Origin of the sequence: Paenibacillus sp. FSL H7-0940, from assembly GCF_037979415.1 — a bacterium.
GTDB lineage: Bacteria > Bacillota > Bacilli > Paenibacillales > Paenibacillaceae > Paenibacillus > Paenibacillus amylolyticus.
On record NZ_CP150280.1, the window covers coordinates 5063831 to 5084718 of the forward strand.

Consider the following 20888-nt stretch of genomic DNA (forward strand, 5'->3'; position numbering starts at 1 on the left):
GTTGCAGGATCGGAGCGTTCGCCTTTGATACTCGGTGGCTTCCTTGCCCTAATCCATTCAGGCCACCGAGGAGCAACAGCGACCGAAAGCGCAACTTGATCCCGCAGCGACCCTGCCCTTATACACTCACCTTCTGCCTTATCGAACCTGGTCTTAAAATCATTTCATTATTGCTCCTTTCTCTTTATCGACGCTTTCCCTTCCCTAGGAGTCATGCCCAAGCTATACGGGCATGCTCCCTTTGCCCACCTCGATGCGAGGTGGGAGCAAAGGGATCAGGATGCGATGTAGGAGCGGAGCGTTCGCCTTTGATACTCGGTGGCTTCCTTGCCCTAATCCATTCAGGCCATCGAGGAGCAACAGCGACTGAAAGCGCAACTTGAGCCCGCAGCGACCTTGTACTCGCACTCGCACTCGCACTCCGCCACAGCGACCCTGCCCTCGCACCTTATCCTTTAACTGATCCAGCGGTAATCCCCTGAATGATATACTTCTGCATCAGCAGGAAGAAGATAATGATCGGCATAATACCGAGCACAAGTGCCGGCAAAGCCAGATCCCATTGCTTCGTATATTGACCGAAGAGTGCAAAGGTCGCAATTGGGATCGTACGCAGGTTGGAGCTTTGCAGGATCAGCGATGGAAGCAGATAATCATTCCAGATCCAGAGTGTGTTCAGAATGATGACGGTTACATACATCGGTTTCATGAGTGGAAATACGATCCGGAAGAACACTCCGTAGACCGAGCTTCCATCCACCCGAGCCGCTTCCTCAATCTCCAGTGGGACGGATTTTACGAATCCGTGGAACAGGAAGACAGACATCGGTGCCCCGAAACCAAGATAACAGATAATGAGGCCGCCAAGGCTGTCGATCAATCCCAGATTACTGGTTACAGTAACAAGTGGAATCATGATAGACTGGAACGGAATCACCATCGCGGCAATGAACATGCCGAACAAAATACGGTTGAACCGGGTATCGCTGCGGACCATTCGGTACGCGGCCATGGAACTGATCAGCACAAGCAACAGATTGCTGACCACAGTAACGATAAGCGAGTTCATCAGCGCGGACGGGAAGTTAATTTTCTCCCAGGCGTTCGCATAGTTGCCCCATTGAAATACTTCCGGCCATGCAGCCGAATTGGTGAGTAGATCACCGAAGGTTTTGACCGAATTCACGAACAGGAAGTAAAACGGAACCAGGAATAAAAGTCCAAGGAGTACCATGACAATCTCGGTTACAATGGTACTGAAGCGGTAATTTTTTGTCGTCTCCATTAGGCTTCTACCTCCTTGCTCTTCGTCAGACGTACCTGAATCATGGTGATGATGGCAACGATTACGAAGAACACGAGCGCTTTGGCGGTTCCGATGCCATATCTGTTATTTACAAAGGCTTCATTGTAAATATTAAGTGCAACCGACTCTGTCGATCCGAACGGTCCACCTTTGGTCAGTGACAGATTGAGATCGAACATTTTGAACGACCAGGAGATCGCTAGGAACAGACAGATCGTTACACCTGGCATAATGAGCGGAAGAATGATGCTCCGCAGTACCTGCCAGCGACTTGCGCCATCAATCTCGGCGGCTTCCAGCAGATCAGGGGATACATTTGTCAGAGATGAGATGTAGATGACCATCAGATATCCTGCGGTCTGCCATACAAACACAATCACGATTCCCCAGAAGGCGGTTGGTTCGTCTCCCAGCCAAGGAAGGTTGAAGAAGGACCAGCCGGTTACATCGCCTACTGCTGAAAACCCTTTCACAAATATGAACTGCCAGATAAAGCCGAGCAACAACCCACCGATCACGTTAGGCATAAAAAAGATCGTACGCAGAATGTTTCTCGTCTTGAGCGGTTTGGTCAGAAAATACGCCAGGAAAAAGCCAATCACATTGGTCAGTACCACACCAACCACGGTGAAGCGCACCGTAAACCAAAACGCCGTTTGGAACTTGGGATCATTCGCAAACACATGCACGAAGTTATCAAACCCTACCCAATTAATGTTCTCGGATACCCCGTTCCAATCCGTGAAGGAATACACCATGCCAAGCAGGAAAGGGACCACGATGATGAGAATAAAAAACACGATGGAGGGACCCACGAACACAAGCTGCTGTAACAGCTGTGAAGATTTGCGATGCTTCATATCGTTCTCCCCTTCTATAGATGGATGAAATTGGTCTCTTTTTCTATTAAACCCCATTATCGCCGAGGGAAACACCGACCCTTGTGAACAGTTGGGGGTAAAATATTGTCCTCTCTAAACCTGCAACCAGAAGGGGTGTTCCGATGTCCAAATACTACAGTATACGCACCAAATTGATTGCCTTTATGCTCATTGCTACCACCCTTCCGCTGCTCGCATCGATCAGCATGACGTTTATCCAGACCAAAACGGCCCTACGGGAACAGGCTGTGGAAGAGAACAAACGCCTGATCTACCAAGCGTCCACCAATCTCAATAACTATGTGGATAACGTGGCCAGAGCGTCGCTCGCTGTGTATAACGACCCGAACTTTCTGCGTAACTTGGCAAAAATTCCTGGTGATTATCGTGCGGTGGCCGAAGTGTATACCACTTTGCAGACAATACGCGCGGCTGTGCCGGATGTATTCCAGCTGTATTTGCACTCTTTTGCCGCCAATCAATCCACCTTAATTACAAATCCCTTTCCGAAGCGGGAGGAACGCAAACAGGCCTATTCCGGCTCGCTTCATGGAAAAACAAGCGGTGACAGCCCGGATATCTGGGTGGAATCGGCCCATATGAGTCACACGTACGGATTCAAGGCTGCCTCCCCCGATGACCCTGCCAGAACGGTCATTACCCTGCATCGGGTGATCAAGGATATTCCGTCCACTGAGCGTCTGGGTGTACTCGCCATTGATCTGAATATGAATACCATTGCAGCAATCTGTAGCAGGCTGTATGATCCGGCTAAGGAACAGATCTATGTGGTGGATGGTCAGAATCAGATCATTTACCAAGGACGTTCCGAGGTCAATCATACAGATGCACTACGAGAGGAAACGGCTAGTGAACTGAATATCGCGCGATCTAGCGCAGGTACAGCCCAGAATGTTGCAGGGCATTTTGAACAGGATCGTTCCATGTATGTATACCAGCAACTTGGCAGCACGTACGCCGATTGGACCATCGTCAAACAGATCCCAAATGAGACGTTATATGCCAGAGCCACCACACTTACGTGGAATAACGCGATGATTGCCATTGCGGCACTTGTATTGGTCATTGTTGCAACCTTGTTCATCTCCATACGAATCACCGGTCCGCTCAAGCAACTCATGCGGTATATGAACCAGATTCAAGCCGGGCGTCTGCATGTGGATATCCATCTATCCAGCCGAGATGAATTCGGGGTACTCGCTCGTCATTTCCGAGATATGATGGATACGGTAAACAATCTTATTTTGCGGGAATATCGACTCGAAATCGCCAATAAAACGAATCAACTCAAAGCATTGCAAGCGCAGATTCATCCGCATTTTCTGTATAATACACTGCAATCGATCGGTACACTTGCCCTTCAACAGCAAGGACAACGGGCGTATACACTACTCTCTAGCCTGTCCAAAATGCTGCGCTACAGCATGCGGGATCAGACCTGCGTGACCTTACGCGAAGAGGCGGAGCATGCCCGATTATATCTGGAACTGCAGCAGGAGCGGTTTGGTGACCGCCTTGAGGTGGATTTGGATTTTGCCGAAGATACCCTGTCTGTCGAAATGCCAAGAATGACGTTACAACCTTTAATTGAAAACTATTTCAAACATGGAGCAGATATTCAGCCTGGCAAAGGTCAAATATCCCTATCCAGCCGCCGGATCAACGATCATTGGATTGAAATCGAACTGAATAATAACGGTCCCTCCATACCTGAAGAAAAATTACTGGAGATCTGCGGATGGCTACATCAAAGTCATACAACAACCGGGTTATCCACACAAGAATCCGACGAGTCTGAATCCATCGGTCTACGAAATGTAATACGCCGACTTCAATTGAACTCACATCCCGGTCACTCAGCCAGGCTTGAGATCAACAATCGGGAACCCAATGGTGTGAAGATCACGGTTAAACTATACGCGGGAGAGTGAACAACATGAAGGCACTGCTTGTAGATGATGAAAAACATGTCCGCGATGCCATAAGGTTGCTTGGTCATTGGGAAGAGTTTGGCATTGATACATTACTTGAAGCAGCAGACGGGGATGAAGCCATCGCCGCCATCACGGCACATCAACCTCAAATCATACTCAGTGACATGCGTATGCCGGGCAAGGACGGTATGGCATTGCTTGAATGGATATCGGCTCATACCCCGCACAGCAAGGTGCTGGTTATCAGTGGATATGATGATTTTGAACTCGTGAGGCATGCAATCAGACATGGTGGCATGGACTACCTCCTGAAACCTGTGGAAGCAGATGAGCTGAATGCATCTCTATTAAAGGCCGTTACAGCTTGGGAAGAGGAAGACGCCATTCGGATACAATCCACCAGGCAATCCATTGTTGTTAATCGAATGCGCCCCCACTACCAGGATCGTCTGCTCACCGAACTTGCCGTCGGAAGAGGCAGCAGCCCTTCACACATGCAGCGATTGCAGGATGAGTTAAATCTCCCCTGTCTAATCCCTGTCTGTAGTGTCGCTGTCACCAGCCTGTCCCATCTGGATGCAGATTGTCTGGCAAAATACCGCAGTCAACCGGACCTGCTTGTGTTCTCGGTACTCAATATCTGTGCCGAGATGTTATCCACACCAGACGAAGGCGTAATGTTTCGCCAGTTGGATCAACCGGACGAGATTGTTCTGCTGCATTGGGGTCCATCCACTTCATTGGAACATATTCTGGACAAGGTCAATTATGGATTGGAGCAGACGATTCAGCGCCGGCTTCATTTTGGGATCTCCACCTGTGAGTCTTATCCTGGCGGAATCTCAGCGGCCTATCTGGAAGCAAGTTCAAGGCTGTGGCGACGTAATGCTGTGCAAATTAAACAGCGAATCCATGCCTCAGTGGAATCATCAAATGGAAATAAAATCAGGCGTTTAACCGCCCATGAAGAACCCCTGCGTATGGCAGCCATGAGTTGCCGGGCTTCCAGTGTATCTGCTGCGGTCGCCGAGTGGCTTGACCCGATTACTGATCTTGAGGTTGTCAGTGCTGAGCAGATCCAGCAATGGATCGATGAGCTGGAATGGATGCTGAGCCGCTGGCTTGATGATACGGCAGGTTCGTCATTCCATGAGGAAGAAGTGACGGGGGAACAGTCTATTCCCTTTGCCGAGTTACCTTTGGACGCTGAAGGACTGTTATCCTTCCCCCTGCTTCGTTCATCATTGGAACAACGACTGCTTGCGGCCGGTAAGGCGCTCACCGCTCATCACCACGCCAATCCTGATCCCATGAGTGAGATTGCACGTTATATGGACGCCCATTATCAGGAGGACCTGTCCTTACAGCAGATTGCCGCACGTTTTTATCTGAGCCGGGAGTATATCTCCCGTAAATTCAAACAGCAATTTGGTCTGAATTGGTCGGAATATCTGGGCAAACTGCGTATCAACAACGCCAAGCTGTTACTGCAAAATCCTTCCCTGCGTGTCGCCAAAATCTCGGAGATGGTTGGATTTCAGGACGAAAAGTATTTCAGCAAAGTGTTCAAAAAGATGGAAGGCATCACGCCAGCGGAATATCGTAAAACATTATTGGAGGCGGGTACGTAACGAGTACCTGATCGAATCAAAAAGAGTACTCCTGGCATGACCCATCGGAAGTACTCTTTTTAATTTTACTTTTACAGAAAATAACCTATATCATGACGATTTGTTGGCTCTTTCTTTTCTAAGATAGGATACGCTCCGAAAGATTGCGGCTACAGCTACACCAAAGTAGAGATAATAAACTTTATTTCCCGTTGTATGAGCTGCTATGGAAAAGAAGATAATGATGAACGGTACAAGTATAATATCCAGATAGAACATGATCTTCCGGTAAGTAAGGATACTCATAACCCCCTTTTATTTACCAAAAATGGTTTTATTCATTATATTAGATCATAACATAGATACACCCTAGTACGCTCACCGATCCCGCAAAATCACCGCAGGTACAAGTCGAATGTAGACTATCTCCCCTGCAAGCTCCACCATCGTCTGTGTAACAATAACAGCCGCAGCGATAGTTGCCCATTCTGGCGGGAGTGCCAGCGCCAGCGGCAGAACAACCAGCGAATTCCTTGTGGCTGAACTGAAAATTAACGCACGCGCTGCGCCTGTATTCAATCCAAACCAATTAGCAATGATCCGAGATATCCAAGGCATAATGATCAGAAAAGCAATGTAGATCGGGATCACGTTTACGATAATCGCCATATCATTGTAGACTTTGCCAATCTGGGAAGCGACAACCACGATCAGCGCGAGTGCCATCATCGGAACCGGGAGCCATGCCGTCGCATTTATGACCCGCTCCCCGCTCGCTTTACCTCTGGAGAAAACTTGTGTAACAACAGCGAGCAGCAGTGGAATAACGATGAGGAACAAAAAAGCCTCTACAAACGGCCCTACCTGCATGATCTGCGCTATCTCGGTACCCATCAATAACCATAAATAAAACGGCAACAGGATCATTTGTATAACAAATAAAAAAGGTGTTGCGGCGAGCATCAGCTTCTCATTGCCCCGGCCGAGCTGTGTGAACACAATGACGTAATCAATACAGGGAGTTAACAGTACCAGATAGACTCCGATCAGAACGCCTGGTGATTGCGGAAAGACAAGTGTGAGCAACCATACAACTACAGGTACTACGATAAAATTAGCCACCAGTAGCGCCACCATAAATCGAAGATTCGACCAGGACTCTTTTAACTGTAAAAAGGGAATCTGTACAAACATGCTGTATAACAGAACGGCAAGAACCGGGGACACAGTGTAGTGTAAAACATTCCCCCATACCGGATTACTCAGCCCTATCGCTGCCCCTACGAACAGTGCAACTACATAGAACCAGGTTTGCTGTTGCTCCATCGTTTCTCTTGTGAGCATTTCTCTTCCTCCTCTTCTAGTGGGACATCGTGGGCATGGACATATTTCTGCTTCGTTTCGCGTACATTGGGACAGAGTGCCGTTCCAACATAAGCGGCAGAGCACAAGGATCTGAAGGATCAACTTGTGAATTTTTTGCGGCTGTTATTAGAATGTGCAAGAACTGGGTATATTCATTGTAGACTGACCCGTGGTTCATTCAATCGTTAAACCAAGGAGGAAACACAATGTCACGTAACAATCCGTACAAGTGGTTAAACGCCATTGGTTTTATCGCTGTAATTATCGTGAACTACCTCTCCAACGCGCTGCCGATCGGAGGCAAGACCAATAAAGAAGTATCGGATATGTACCCTGTGCTGCTCACACCTTCTGGCTATGCCTTCTCTATATGGGGTCTGATCTACTTGCTGTTAGCAGGGTTTGTGATCTATCAGTTCGTGCCCGCTTCCTGGAAAAGGGATTCGATTACCCGTCTCGGGTATTGGTTTCTGGCAAGCTGTGCCTTCAACGTAGCCTGGATTTTTGCTTTTCAAAACTTGCAGACCGGTCTCGCTTTACTGATTATTGTACTGCTTCTGTTGTGCCTGATCATGCTGTATGTAAAAACACGTACCATTACGGTTCCAACCACTGCTGAGATCTGGCTTGTGAAGCTGCCATTCAGCATCTATCTCGGATGGATTAGCGTGGCAACGATTGTCAATGCAGCTGTACTGTTATATAAAATTGGCTGGGATGGTTTTGGTATCAGCGAACCAACCTGGACGATCATTATGCTGATTGTCGGTATGGTGCTGGCTGTCCTCGTTAGTTTCCGTTATCGCGATAGCATATACCCACTTGTATTCACATGGGCGTATATCGCCATTGCACTTAAACAAAAGGATGTCACTTCCGTATATTATACGGCAATCATCATTGCGATCGTACTGGCCATCTACGCGGTATGGTTGTTCTTCGCCCGGAATCAGGATCGCGATTGAGTAGTTTCCATCATATATAACGCTTAAATATAACGAAAAAACATAAAAGCAAACAGCCGATTCTGGTCTTCGACCTGAAATCGGCTGTTTATGTATAAAAGAACGAGTAAGGTTGTCCTATTTCAGGGCAATAACTTCAATCTCCACCAGTGCATCTTTTGGCAAACGAGCAACTTCCACAGCACTGCGTGCAGGGTACGGCTGTTCAAAGAACGTGCTATACACTTCATTCACAGGAACGAAGTCGTTCATGTCCTTCAGGAACACCGTCGTTTTCACGATTTTATCCATACTTGTACCTGCTGCTTCAAGGATAGCCTTCACATTGCTCAAAGACAGACGTGTCTGCTCCTGTACATCTGCGCCGAACTCTCCTGTTTGGGGATTCAGACCAAGCTGTCCGGAAGTGTAGATGAAATCGCCTGCATCAACGGCTTGACTGTATGGACCAATGGCGCCTGGCGCATGATCGGTAGAGATTGGTTTTTTCATGGACGAGTTCTCCTTTGTGTTCGTTATCCTGCTGCCGCATGGAGTCAGGGTTCGAACTCATTTTTGTTGCCTATTATACCACGATCTACCTCAAGCGAGAAACGCTCCTCACTAGCCACATGAAGTAAACAGCTTGTTCAAAGGTTTCTTAGCCCCCGTCCACACCAAGGACATGAATGACTTCATTTGAATACACATGGTTTCCCTTGGCTTGCACCAGTGCAATATTGGTCATGGCCTGTGCAACAGTTGCGGCGTGGACCGCCCGGTATTTGTCCGCTCTGCCTTTCATCCAGCGATCCAGAAACTTCATGGCATAGGCAGCCATCTGCTCACCAAACCGCTTCTCGTTTCGATCTCCCAGAATTAGGGAAGGGCGGAAGATATGCAGTGACGGAAAACCGATATCGGACAATGCATCCTCCATTTCCCCTTTGGTCCGACTGTAAAAGACCCGGGAATCTGCACTCGCTCCCATGGAGGAGATCACCAGCATCTGTGATACACCATGTTGCTTCGCAATCGTAGCTGCACGAACCGGGTAATGATAATCCACCTGACGGAAATTGTCCTGACTGCCTGCTTTTTTGATCGTTGTCCCCAAACAACAGTACAGGTCATCGATTCCATCGAATAAGTGGTCTTGGCTCTCCAGCTGTTCCCAGTCCACCACATGCTGTTCCAGTTTGGGATGTTGCAGCTCAAGCGGACGTCTAACCAGAACGCGAACCAAGCTGTATGCTGGGTGCTCCAGCAGATTATGAACCAGTAATTCACCTACAAGCCCGGTGGCTCCAATCACCATGGCTTTCCGTTCGAGACGATTCAAATACATCCCTCCACTTCGCCATCTTTTTTGAAGTCATACCAGATAGATATGATCAATCTAATCATTTACACGATAACGGAGAGGACAGAAATAACCTGAAGAAGCGAAGTGTTCGCCTTTATCCCCGGATTTTCCCTTTTCTAAAAGGAATCAAAAAAATCTGGGGATAACAGCGATCGGAAGGTTGTTCTGTCATCGAAGTGCCAGTGTAAATATTCATTAGTTGAAATTATATCGTTTCTATTTTAACAGTACACGACGTCCAAGGGTAAATGTCAGAATCAGCATCACGACACCAACCCCCATCTGAAATCCATAGGCTGAGATCCAGGCCAGCGCATCGGACCAGGTTTCCATCTTTTCATACAACCAGCCTCCCAACAACGGCCCGAGAAACGAAGTGACTCCGGTCAGAGCCGAATACACCGCGACAAACATCGGTCTTTCACTTTTGGGTGTGTCTCCAATCGTAAAGTTAAACGCCAGCTGGTTGAATCCACCTACCCCGATCCCAAGGAAAATATGAGATAGAAATAGTGCGATCAATACGGGCATGAACGACATTAAACCCCATGACAAACAGGAGAGTGCAATGACTGGCAATGTCCAAAATAGGAGGGTTTTGTTACTGAATCTGGCATTCAGATTGCCCCAAACATAGAAACCAGCCATCATAACCAGCGTCTGGATTACCGTGATCAGGGATACCGTCTGATAATTGATGTTCAATAAATCGAGCATAACATAGGAATAAAGCGGAACAATCAAGGTCTGGATCAATAACCATGAAGCCAGGAACAGCGTTGCTTTCAGGAAAGAACGATCCTGGAACGGCTTGATGAACATGCGCCAGAAAACCTTTTCGGTAGAACGTTCAAAGGGAACGTCCGGATAGAAAAAATAGATGACTGTATTGGCAATAGCACAGATCCACACCGGAATAAACAGGATCAGAAAGCCCATTTCTCCAGGGTAACGATCCAAAACAATACCGCCTGCAAATAAACATACGCTTCCAAGAGCATTCAGAATCGTATTTCGAATTCCAAAATAACGCCCTCTCACCTTAGCAGGTACGATATCGCCAATCAGTGAAGTCCAGATCATACCGCCGATGGTATTTGATATAAAAGCAACCGTATACACGCCAATATATACACTTACCCACCACTCTTTGGGAACTATAAACGGGATCAGTCCCGTTGCACTCCATAACATGCGATGAGTGCCCACAAATAACAGCAGCATGCGTTTACGGCTGCGAATACGCTGCATCCAGTAAGCTGCTCCGATCTGGGCAATGTTTACAAACGTCGTAATCGCGAGCACAAAGCCGATATGTCTCGACCCGGCCCCAAGGTACAGCAGAAACCCGGTTAAGAACGGGCCTCCCAGCAAGGTCTGTAAAATAATTGCCGGTACACCCTCCCATGTTGCAATCGATAAATTCGTGCGTTGTGTCGAACCCTTGCGCCGTGGTTTGCTTGCTAACGGGGGAGGGTTAACGTTGACCGTCTTCTGTATGGGGATACACTCCTTAGACCGGGTCTCAAAAGCCGGTCGATGCTAGTTGTCATCCCAAATTCTACTCACGGCGCGAAGGTTGTCAACTCATTTTTTCACGGTCCAACGGGAGATAGAGATAGAAGGTGCTTCCTTTACCTTCAGTGCTCTCAAGTTCAATCGATCCCCCCAGTAATCTCGCTAAATCCCGACTGATTGACAGGCCTAGTCCGGTACCGCCAAATTTTCGACTAATCGACCCGTCAGCCTGTTGAAATGCTTCAAATATGGAATGATGCTTGTCCTCCGAAATACCAATGCCTGTATCCTGAACGGAGAAAATAAGCCATCGATTCTGAATACCTGCATTCTTAATCTGCTTGGTGCTTACGGTCAGCGTGACCTTCCCCCGGTGAGTGAACTTGATGGCATTGGACATCAGATTCCGCAAAATCTGTTGAACCCGCTGGGGATCAGACCAGAGCGTCTCGGGCAGTCCCGGTTTTTTGTCCAGAACCAACTGAATACCTTTTTTCTCGGCAACAAGCTGAAAGTGGCTCATGGCATCTTCTGTAAGTTGTGCGACACTGATATCCTCCAGTACAATATCCAGCCGCCCCGCTTCTACTTTGGAAAGATCCAGAATATCGTTAATGAGCGTAAGCAGTTCCTGCCCGGAGTGGTCGATCATATTGGCAAAACGTATAATATCCTCCTGATCCATCGTGTCGGCATTCTCGCTGATCATCTGGGCAAAGTTAATGACACTGTTCAGTGGTGTACGCAGTTCATGGGACATATTGGCGAGAAATTCGGATTTGTACTGTGAGGCAATCATCAATTGTTTCGCTCGATCCTCCAGTACAATCTGGGCTTTCTGTAACTCTTCCTTTTGCACAGATAAAAGCCGGTTTGTACTCTGGATCAGCAAAATACGATTCTGTTCATTCTGAAAATCACGTAAAATAAATGCAAAAATAAGGCTCAGCAAAATACCTGTAGGGAGTGTATAAGGCATAATATGTGAAAAGAAGTATGTAGCCGGGATCACACCAACGATAGCAATGTTTACACTATTGACCACATTGACGATAACTGTAACAAGGATTCCTTTAATAATCAGCCTGTAGTTGCTGCGTCTCATCCATATATTCAGACCTGCACATATCACGCCCAAAATAGACATGTTAAGTACTGCCGCCAATGTAGCATCCGTGATGCCAAAAGTCAGCCTCGATAGACCAATTCCAATGCCCACGATAATTACGCTATAGGGTTGTCTATACGTTAGAACGGCTACAATTAAAGGAACATATCGAAGATCAAAGACCACTTCATCGGTGAGTTGAAACCCAAAAACCGTACTGATCCAACCTGCAAATATAAGGACAAGCACGGAACTAACCTGCTTCACTCGGGAAGAGGTACGTATTACGACATATTTATAGAACACACTAGCAAGATATGCAATGGTAATAAGCATCCCCATATTCAATACGAACATTTTTGAAAATTGCATTCACTCACTCCTGTTGTACCGACTTTACTGGCCAAATTGCCTTCGTCCGTATGTGTCTCTATCATATCATGCCCATTGAAACTTCCGCATTCCTTCTTCGTCAAAAAAATACACAAAAATACACAAATCAGGATTCAATTTGTGCGCTGGTCGTAGTAGAATATATTGTTGTTTAAATTTGAATTAGTTATTTGCTGGGTCATGCTCCTAGGGAGCATGAATGAAAGGAGAAAAGGTGTTGTGCAATTGTTAAAAAGTAAATCCTATTGGCTGTCATTGAGTTTAATGCTGTCTTTGGCCGTCATGGGGCTCTTCTATGATATTCTTAATAGTCCAGAACGCGGGTTCGTAGTGCTTGATTCGCCGCTCGACCGGATCATTCCCTACGTGCCTGGCATGTCCATTCCATATTTGGGCTGGTACCCGTTTGTATTCGGTGTGCTAGCTTACCTGTGTGCCAAGGATCGCCTGACGTATTACCGCGTCTTGTTATCCATGAATATCTGTGTCTGGATATGTTATCTGATCTACTTCAACTTTCAGACCATGGTACCGCGCCCGGAACTGACGGGTACTGGCCTGGGAGCATCTGTTCTCGGATGGCTCTATAGCCAGGATCGTCCTTATAATTGTTTTCCAAGTATTCATTCTCTTCACTCTTATCTGGTTATGCGTGCTGTTCTCTCGGTTCCAAGTATCCGCAAACCCATCAAGATTTTGGTCGCCGCCGGGGCAGCAACTATTATAGTATCCACGCTAATGATCAAACAACATGTGATCTATGACGCCTTGGGTGCGGTCATACTCGGCGAGTGTGTTCTCACCATCATAACAGGCCTCGCTCTTCACCGGAGACGCAGAAAAGAATCGAAGTGGACAGAGGGGATCAGCTGATCCCTCACTTCGATGGTTTCTGAAGATGCTGTTGTCGTCTCCATTCATCAATAAACAAACCTGCAAAATAGGGGTCCCATTGGGTCCCTTTTCCTTCTTCCAAAATCGTTAGCGCTTTCTCATGACTCATCCCATTCCGGTATGGTCGATCAGACGTCATGGCATCAAAGGCATCCGCTACCGCAATGATGCGGCCAAATAGCGGAATCTCATCGCCTGCCATCCCATCCGGATACCCTTTGCCATCATATCTCTCATGGTGAGATCGTACACCAGGCAGAAAGTCAGCCATGGCATCAATGGGTTCTATCTGGAGCAGAATACTCTCTCCCTGCACGGGATGTGTACGAATAATCGCGAATTCCTCATCGCTTAGTTTTCCATCCTTCAGCAGCACCTCATCAGGTATGCCGATTTTCCCGATATCATGGAGCAGGGCTGATTTGTACAATAAATCCGCCTGTTCCTCACTCATTCCGCTCAGCTTACCAATCATCAGCGAATACTCTGCCACACGCATGGAATGTCCTGCCGTGTACTTATCTCGGGCGTCTAAAGCAGCAGCCAGCGTAGAAAAATAACTTTGCAACAGCTGTCGATTGCGCTCCTGTCTCATCTCCAGCCGATTAATCATCATATTAAAGCCGGAGATCAGTGCCGAAAACTCATCCGCATATAGATCCGGGGCTCGTCTGCCAAGATCTCCCCCCTGAATTCGGTTCATCTCATGCGTCAGTTCAGCAACTGGATCACGAACATCACGAATCAACAGCCAGCTTCCCACCAGCGCAAACCCCGCGCCCAGAACAACGATGAGAATTCCCCACAGTATGTACTCTTTCGCAAATTCACTGTCCATATACTGAAGTCGGATATATGTAGCCAGGAAAAATAGAAATAGAGGAAATAAGCCAATCAGTGCCGTACTTAGCTGAAATTTACGCTGGATCGATACCAGGATGCGCCCTCCCAGTGAAGGTTCCATCCCGTATTGGACTTTGCCTCGATGTCGAATCTCAAGTAACAGGGGTCTAATCGCCCGCACCGTTAGGTAATACTCAATCAGCGCATGCATGATGGCAATCAGAAAGGCACACGCAGCGGCCACGACAGTATAGAAGTAAGGAAATTCAAGCCACCCTGTGGATATCATCCATATTGTTAATCCGGCTGCCGGAAGTGAGAAGCCAAGCATGTGCGGACCCATGATCCGATATATGGTCTGTCCCGGGAAACGATGAATTTTCTCATACATGTGGTTCAATTCGTCTCTCTCGTGGTGCTCGGAATTGAAAAATTGTCTTATGGGGCCAAGCTGCACCCACAGCGTAATTAATTCTGCAACCAGCATGAACAAGAGTGAAATCAGTACAATGAAGATGAGCCGGACAAATTGAATATTGGGTATTTGCAGAGTAGATACCATAACTACTGTACCGACAACAAAAACAGCTGCCAGTGAACCGATCAGATAATTGCGTATCAGGCGAAAGATAAATGAACGGTATGCTTCCAACTGAACCCCTCACTCTCTATGTGCAACCAGTTCTCCCTTGAGATACAGGGAGATTAAGGGTATTGCCTTCTATTTGTTTATCGGTTGCTCCGACTAAAAAAATTAATAAAATCCAATGGATGGGCATCAGAACTGGAAAACACAAAAAGGCTGCTCCACGACGGAGCAGCCTTTGGTGATATATCCTATATTTATCCTTTAATCTTGGCAGCCAGAATCATTGTACCGCGCGGCTCATCTCCCATTGCATCTGGTTCAAGCGTGATGGCAACCGTATCATAGTCGTTGGCCGAATCCAATGTGTAATATACCGCTCCCGTTCCGTCACGACTAAGGAAAGTACCCGCATTCTGAGGGGTATCTCCTTTGATCAACCAGACCTGAAAAGCCTCGTTGCCTTCCAGATTCGGCAGGTTCTCAGCCTGCACAACCAGGTGAGTGCCTTTGCTGTCAATAACGATGGTTGCGAGACCCTGAGCTACAATGTCCTGCGTTGCAGGATTCAGCTTCACTGCCTCGCCAGTCTGCATGCCCTGTGCGGGCTTCAGAGCTGATGCCAGCTGCTCTTGCAGCTGTGCATTCTGCGCCTGTGCCTGCACCAGTTGCTCTTGCGTAGCCGACGAGCCCGCCGCTTGCTGCGTCAGCGAGTCGATCTGGCTCCGCAGCTGCGCCGTGTACACGCCCAGCAACAGTGCCGCGGCCGCAAGGCCGGCACTGGCTATGCGCCAGGCGCTGCTGCTGCGCGCACGCGCGCGCGCTTGTGGCTGCCATGGCTGTGCCTGGGCAGCCTCTTCCACCCGGGCCGCACGTTTGTGCTGCGGCGCAAGATCCTCCTGAAGCACCACGGGTGCTTCAGGCTCTGCAGGAGCAGCCGCTGGCTTCGCCTCGGCTCTCTCCTGCCCATGTCCGAGCACGTTGCCCAGCACACGTGCTCGCATGCCTTGCGGCGGTGCTACAGGTTCCGCCGCCAGTGGCAGGAAGCCAGTCACTTCCTGCAATTCCCTTACCTCCTGGCGGCAAGGTTCGCAAGTTGCCAAATGCGCTTCAAACGCCGCCACTTCCTCTGCTTCCAGTCCGCCCAGCACATACATCGGTGCCAGATCAGACCACTCCTCATGTCGTTCTATCATGGATGTATGCCCTCCCTTCCCGCGTCCGGATGCAATTCAGCATCGGCCAGCAACTTTTGCAGCTGTCGCATGGCAAGCCTGACACGGCTCTTTACTGTACCCAGCGGAATCCCGAATCGGCTGGATACTTCCTGCTGGGTTAATCCCGCATAATAAATCGATTCTATAACTTGTTGCTGATCACCGTTCAATTGGGACAACGCCTCTTTAATCCGGGTACCTTCCCATTTACGCTGCACTTCTTCTTCCGTGTTCGTATGTTCATCGGCATAGGCCGCCAGTGTCTCGTGTTCAACTGAAGTAGTCGCTGCCCCTTTTGATTTCCGCCTCAGCATGTCCACTGCAATGTTACGCGTAATCGCAAACATCCATGTGGTCAGCTTCCCCTGTGAGGCATCGTAACGTTCAGCATTATTCCAGACCCGCATAAAAAGTTCCTGAACGGTCTCTTCTGCCGTCATAGGATCACCAACGATCCGGTAGGCAAAAGAATACACCGCTCGCTCATAACGGTCATATAAAAGCTCCAGTGCGGAGGCATCACGTTCCGCGATCTGCCGCATTAACCTGCTGTCCTCAATCGATTCAGTCATGCGAGGGCCCCTTTCTGTTTCTTCCCTCTTATTATAACCTACGCAGAAACTTTTGAAGAGGATTACCCCTATGAAGAAATAGTTTGAAAAATTTTCTGTATCTTTTCAAACTAACCTTTCACTTCCCAACTTAAAAACAGTCCGAAAACATGCTGCTCTGGTCGCGCTTTCCTTTTTATTGCAGAAAATTACAACCTGTGGTATACTATAAGAGTTGTATTAAACAACCTCATATGATTTCTGTCTTCTTTAAACCCCGGAATATTTTCTTCATGCTGCGACCGCAGCGAACTATAAGCACATTTAACCTATGAAGATTGAAGAACCTGAATCACAATAACCCGGTAGTACAGAGTTTCACAAGATGTTCCCATTCACACTGGCGCGGTCATCGGAGCCGCAAGGACAAAAGAGAGGTAGGGCTTTTGTTGTTTTGGATATCACTTATTCTTGAGAAGATTGAAAACATACACAAAGCACCCGGAATTGGGTTCCGGGTGTTTATCCATGTCTACATATTCAATTTAGCAACATCTATAGACTGTCGGACACTGTTCCTTCATTGAGAAAAGTCTTCCTTTCACTGATCAGACTAACCAGATATATTCGGCTCTGCTTTTAAAACTTTTTCGTTCTCCCACTGACTGCACTCCTCGATACTTCCTTACTTCTCCAATTGTGCAAATAACTTCGGCCTCTAAAGCAAATGTTTACGCTCACCAGATGCTAACGAATCCTGCACACCTTAAATTGGGGATTTCTGTGCTATGTAAAATCTAACGAATCTCAGCCACGTTAATCCATGTCATGTCTTTTCATGAATATAAGCTCCAAACATGCCCAAATTGAGGAAATAAGACGTCTACGATTCGTTAAACTTGTGAAATGGCAAAAATGCATGGAATAGCGTCTGTGGAGTACGTTAAAGAAAGTAATCCCAACGCTCCTTCACTTCTAAATAAAAAAGGGACACCGCAGGATGAAATCCTACGCTGTCCCGCTCTGAATCATAGGTACGTTATGCCCCAACATGGAACTCAGACTCGGAGTTTATTTAGAGCACCCAACGCAACGATCTACGATCAGCAAAGTCTCCTTGCACTCCCAAAGACTTAGATAAACATCGTTTTGGAGATGATGACCAGCAAGATGAACAGTACGAGGATCGTACCCATGGAACCCCAGCTTCCGCCGCCATGACCATAGGATACTCCACAACCCTGTTGATAACCGTGCATCATTGGAGCCTGATTGGCATGGTGTCCGTATCCATAGCCATATCCCATTGGCATTGTTCCACAACCATATCCATACCCATGCATTTCATGACCTGTGTATTGGTATCCTTGCATATGCTCATAACCTCCCATATGTCCGTATACGTGTCCCTGTCCGTTCGGTGAATTCGGTTTTACTTCGCTCATTGTTCATTCCTCCTTAACATTTGCCTACACCCCTAAGCTATGTATTATGCCTACCTCTGGACCGGGCTATCGCCCTCATTTTGACAAAATGGGCGTTTAGCCATGAGGAACCTTCCCCATTTTCGAAGCATACGCCATCCTTCCTTTTCTTGAATTCCACCAATTCTTCCGTTCAACCACAAGCTATCTTATATGCCTGTCTCTCCACCATGCTTGTCCTCTAGAAAAAAAACCCCACCGGTTGCCCGGCAGAGCTCGCCATATTATACCCAGAAAGATTTAGTGATGATTACGAGAAGAATAAACAGAACCAGGATTGCTCCAGTCGATGTCCAGCCGCCGTATCCTACGCCTTCAACTACGTTGCTCATGCAGAACCCTCCTTTACAAATATATTAGGGTCCAAGCGGTTTATTAGATCAAGAATGCTTTAGAGATGATGACCAACAAGATAAAGAGAACCAAGATCGCGCCAGTCGATGTCCATGCGCCGCCGTATCCACCTACTACTCCACTCATGTAAACCCCTCCTTTGATTTGAGGTACAGTTCACTATATGCACCAATCACACATGGGACCGGGCTCAGGTCGAAAAATGGGCTGTTTTTTTCACCGACTATTCGCTAATTGCAACTACATAAAGGGTTAGTTCTTAAGTCGGAATGTTATGTTCAAATATGTTTAAGTCATAAATAAATCCCACGGTTGTATCAACCAAATGTATGTACTATCAATCAAAATGGATACCCATACGGTATATTATTAGCTTTTGACTTGTTAAATACAGATAAATTACCTTTTTAGTAATTATGAATGCTGAAATCTTTATTTATGTTATTATTTTACTAATAAAAGCAGAAAGGAGTTTCTATGCTCACCACCTAAACTAGATTATCCCAAACGAAATGATGACCTTAGAAAAAATCCCAACCGATGGGAAGCACATTAGGAGAAATTAGACATAATGAAGAAACTTATTACGATTTTGGCATTAGCCACATTGCTTACTGCTTGTGGTAATTCAGAAACAAACACAACAACCAATAGCCAAGCGTCAGAAGCATCCAAGGCAACTGAAACTGTCTCAACAGAAGCAAAAGCTACGAAATACACTACATATAGTGGAGAAGGATTTTCTTTTGCATATCCTGAATCCTGGAAAAGCGTAGATACAAGTCAAATGAATGCTCCATCCATTAAAGCTGCTTTTTCAGACCAATCTTCATCAGTCACATTTGCAGATAATATGAATCTGACGATTGAGGCCAGCTCAACCGGTTCAATTAATCCTGAAGAATACGCCAATAATATAGTGGATTATTACACACAAAGCGGTTCAAGCATCGGCATTTCCGATTATAAAAAAACCAGCTACACAAACAAGCCTTATAAAGAATATAGCGCTGGTGTCTTGGAAGGAGCCTATAAGCATTCCTCGGGTACAGATGTTATCCTTGTGCAGTATCTGATTCCGACCAATACAGAACTCTATACCATGACGTTAACCTACGCCAAGGATACTTATAATCAGGATGAGATCAAAGATATCCTTGATTCCCTAAGCATTACTACTTCTCTGGAGCAAACAGCACCAACTGCAACAACTGGAAATTCATCTGCCACAGCATCAGCTGCGGATTTCTTTAATGAGTTAACTCCGTACATTACAGAAGACACAGCCTTTATGGAGCAGGCATCTTATGATTTCTTTGGTAAACATAACGATGTATTCCCGGCCATTACGACAGAACTAAGCAAAAAGGTACAGGGGCTCGTTGACTCCAATGTAACGACCCGTCATCTGAATAAAAATGTAGCCAACTATTACAATACTTTCGTACAAATTAACGGGGAAGTCATTTCCGTTGAAGAAGATAGCTCTCTCGGAGCAACCTTCTCTATCGTTCATGTCATGGATGAGAACGGAAACGATATTATAGCGCTGTACCCTGCAACGACTGGAGATCTGCTTGACGGTGATTATGCCACTGTTATCGGTGCGCCAATTACCAACTTCTCTTTTGAAAATGTTGGCGGTGGTTACACCAACGCCACTTTGATTGGAGCCTCATTGGTAGTGGCAGATTAATTAAAATGTTAAATGAGTATACAAAAAGACCAGCTTAATGAACGTTAAGCTGGTCTTTTTGTCTTTCAGTTTATAGATGTCAGAAATTCACGTTAACTACGCAGAGACACAATCTAACCTTTAATTAATGACTTATAACATACCGAATATACGGATGTTTATACTAAACCATTAATTAGGTCTTGCCTGAAGTGACGTCAGTTTATCCTGAACCGATTGTAACTTCTGTATACTTGAGGCATCCGGTTTATCACGACGGTCGTCAATTTTGACGGATGTGGAAACACGCTGAGCTCCTGACAAAAACGGCGCTTCATGCAGAGCCGCAATTGCTGTAAAGATCTCGTTAAGCGGTCCCTCAATAATGGTGCTCATGGAAGTTAACTGATATGTAATGCCCCGTTGATGTTCCAATACCTTTTGCATGTCCGCCACATAACTGCTTAGACTGGTTGTACCCGTTCCAATTGGAATTACAGTCACTTCTGCTATTGCCATTTTGCTCCGCCTCCTCTGGGCCCCGTGAACAACCGCTGCCGCTAATTTTAGTCGATTTTTGACTGTTTTTATTCTACCAGTTGAATGCGTTACAATTCAAACTGACGTGAAGACGTCATTCAAATTGGTCAAAAATTTTTTTTGATAAATCTTCAAATCTTCCAGTCCTTTTCCTTTGCGGATTCCTGGCTTAAATGGTATACTCGGAATTACGTTTTACTGTATCGGCCCACTTTACAAACACAATATGTTGGGTTACAGTATGTTGAAAGCTACAAAATGTAGTAACACTAGATTTCTCCGCTTCTATTAGTCACCT

The 20888-nt window shown here is 46.7% G+C and carries 20 protein-coding genes; 5 read left to right on the plus strand and 15 right to left on the minus strand.

Annotation, left to right across the window (positions count from 1 at the left end):
- Positions 1–448: 448 nt before the first annotated feature.
- Positions 449–1285: a carbohydrate ABC transporter permease gene (locus MHB71_RS22270; RefSeq protein WP_036607337.1), complete on the minus strand. Its 837-nt coding sequence runs from the start codon at positions 1283–1285 to the stop codon at positions 449–451.
- Entirely contained in the window at positions 1285–2166 is an 882-nt protein-coding gene (locus tag MHB71_RS22275) for a sugar ABC transporter permease (protein ID WP_036607341.1), read from the minus strand. The genes MHB71_RS22270 and MHB71_RS22275 overlap by 1 nt, the downstream gene beginning before the upstream one ends.
- 143 nt (positions 2167–2309) lie before the next feature.
- On the opposite strand from MHB71_RS22275, the gene MHB71_RS22280 reads away from it, so the two are divergent.
- Positions 2310–4139 (plus strand): sensor histidine kinase, encoded by a 1830-nt coding sequence (locus MHB71_RS22280; protein WP_340027730.1) that lies wholly within the window; start codon positions 2310–2312, stop codon positions 4137–4139.
- Between the two features lie 5 nt (positions 4140–4144).
- On the plus strand, positions 4145–5773 hold the full coding sequence (locus MHB71_RS22285; protein ID WP_340027731.1) for a response regulator: 1629 nt from the start codon (positions 4145–4147) through the stop codon (positions 5771–5773).
- A 90-nt stretch (positions 5774–5863) separates the two neighbouring features.
- Here MHB71_RS22285 and MHB71_RS22290 read toward each other — a convergent pair whose 3' ends face one another.
- Entirely contained in the window at positions 5864–6058 is a 195-nt protein-coding gene (locus MHB71_RS22290; protein ID WP_340027732.1) for a hypothetical protein, read from the minus strand.
- A 72-nt stretch (positions 6059–6130) separates the two neighbouring features.
- The gene (locus MHB71_RS22295; protein WP_340027733.1) at positions 6131–7096 is read right to left on the minus strand and encodes a bile acid:sodium symporter; all 966 of its coding nucleotides are present in this window, start codon (positions 7094–7096) and stop codon (positions 6131–6133) included.
- Positions 7097–7323: 227 nt separating this feature from the next.
- Here MHB71_RS22295 and MHB71_RS22300 point away from each other — a divergent pair, with 227 nt between their 5' ends.
- Positions 7324–8082: a tryptophan-rich sensory protein gene (locus MHB71_RS22300; RefSeq protein ID WP_017690869.1), complete on the plus strand. Its 759-nt coding sequence runs from the start codon at positions 7324–7326 to the stop codon at positions 8080–8082.
- A gap of 117 nt (positions 8083–8199) precedes the next feature.
- Here the strand turns inward: MHB71_RS22300 and MHB71_RS22305 are convergent, their stop codons facing one another.
- The 4 genes from MHB71_RS22305 to MHB71_RS22320 all read right to left on the minus strand — a co-directional run bounded on the left by MHB71_RS22305 (position 8200) and on the right by MHB71_RS22320 (position 12425).
- Positions 8200–8574, minus strand: coding sequence for a RidA family protein (locus MHB71_RS22305; protein WP_127551150.1), 375 nt, complete (start codon positions 8572–8574; stop codon positions 8200–8202).
- A 148-nt stretch (positions 8575–8722) separates the two neighbouring features.
- Positions 8723–9403 carry an oxidoreductase gene (locus MHB71_RS22310; protein ID WP_340027734.1) on the minus strand — a complete coding sequence of 227 codons (681 nt, stop codon included), beginning with the start codon at positions 9401–9403 and terminating at the stop codon, positions 8723–8725.
- A gap of 240 nt (positions 9404–9643) precedes the next feature.
- On the minus strand, positions 9644–10801 hold the full coding sequence (locus tag MHB71_RS22315) for an MFS transporter (protein ID WP_340027735.1): 1158 nt from the start codon (positions 10799–10801) through the stop codon (positions 9644–9646).
- A 208-nt stretch (positions 10802–11009) separates the two neighbouring features.
- Positions 11010–12425, minus strand: a complete 1416-nt coding sequence (locus tag MHB71_RS22320) for an ATP-binding protein (RefSeq protein WP_340027736.1) — start codon at positions 12423–12425, stop codon at positions 11010–11012.
- Positions 12426–12665: 240 nt separating this feature from the next.
- On the opposite strand from MHB71_RS22320, the gene MHB71_RS22325 reads away from it, so the two are divergent.
- Entirely contained in the window at positions 12666–13319 is a 654-nt protein-coding gene (locus MHB71_RS22325; RefSeq protein WP_036607365.1) for a phosphatase PAP2 family protein, read from the plus strand.
- Positions 13320–13323: 4 nt separating this feature from the next.
- Here the strand turns inward: MHB71_RS22325 and MHB71_RS22330 are convergent, their stop codons facing one another.
- The 6 genes from MHB71_RS22330 to MHB71_RS22355 form a co-directional block, all read right to left on the minus strand.
- Complete coding sequence (locus MHB71_RS22330) at positions 13324–14835, minus strand: HD domain-containing phosphohydrolase (protein WP_340027737.1); 1512 nt, start codon at positions 14833–14835, stop codon at positions 13324–13326.
- 191 nt (positions 14836–15026) lie between these two features.
- Positions 15027–15965, minus strand: a complete 939-nt coding sequence (locus MHB71_RS22335) for an anti-sigma factor (RefSeq protein WP_340027738.1) — start codon at positions 15963–15965, stop codon at positions 15027–15029.
- Complete coding sequence (locus MHB71_RS22340) at positions 15962–16558, minus strand: sigma-70 family RNA polymerase sigma factor (RefSeq protein WP_100526962.1); 597 nt, start codon at positions 16556–16558, stop codon at positions 15962–15964. Before MHB71_RS22340 ends, MHB71_RS22335 begins: the two co-directional genes overlap by 4 nt.
- Before the next feature lie 1112 nt (positions 16559–17670).
- Positions 17671–17982: a hypothetical protein gene (locus tag MHB71_RS22345; RefSeq protein WP_017690878.1), complete on the minus strand. Its 312-nt coding sequence runs from the start codon at positions 17980–17982 to the stop codon at positions 17671–17673.
- Between the two features lie 263 nt (positions 17983–18245).
- Positions 18246–18353, minus strand: a complete 108-nt coding sequence (locus tag MHB71_RS22350) for a hypothetical protein (RefSeq protein WP_017690879.1) — start codon at positions 18351–18353, stop codon at positions 18246–18248.
- Positions 18354–18396: 43 nt separating this feature from the next.
- On the minus strand, positions 18397–18501 hold the full coding sequence (locus MHB71_RS22355; RefSeq protein ID WP_017690880.1) for a hypothetical protein: 105 nt from the start codon (positions 18499–18501) through the stop codon (positions 18397–18399).
- A gap of 445 nt (positions 18502–18946) precedes the next feature.
- On the opposite strand from MHB71_RS22355, the gene MHB71_RS22360 reads away from it, so the two are divergent.
- A complete protein-coding gene (locus MHB71_RS22360) occupies positions 18947–20071 on the plus strand; it encodes a PsbP-related protein (RefSeq protein WP_340027739.1) in 1125 nt (374 codons plus the stop codon).
- Positions 20072–20242: 171 nt separating this feature from the next.
- Here MHB71_RS22360 and MHB71_RS22365 read toward each other — a convergent pair whose 3' ends face one another.
- Positions 20243–20569, minus strand: a complete 327-nt coding sequence (locus tag MHB71_RS22365) for an MTH1187 family thiamine-binding protein (protein ID WP_017690882.1) — start codon at positions 20567–20569, stop codon at positions 20243–20245.
- Positions 20570–20888 lie beyond the last annotated feature (319 nt).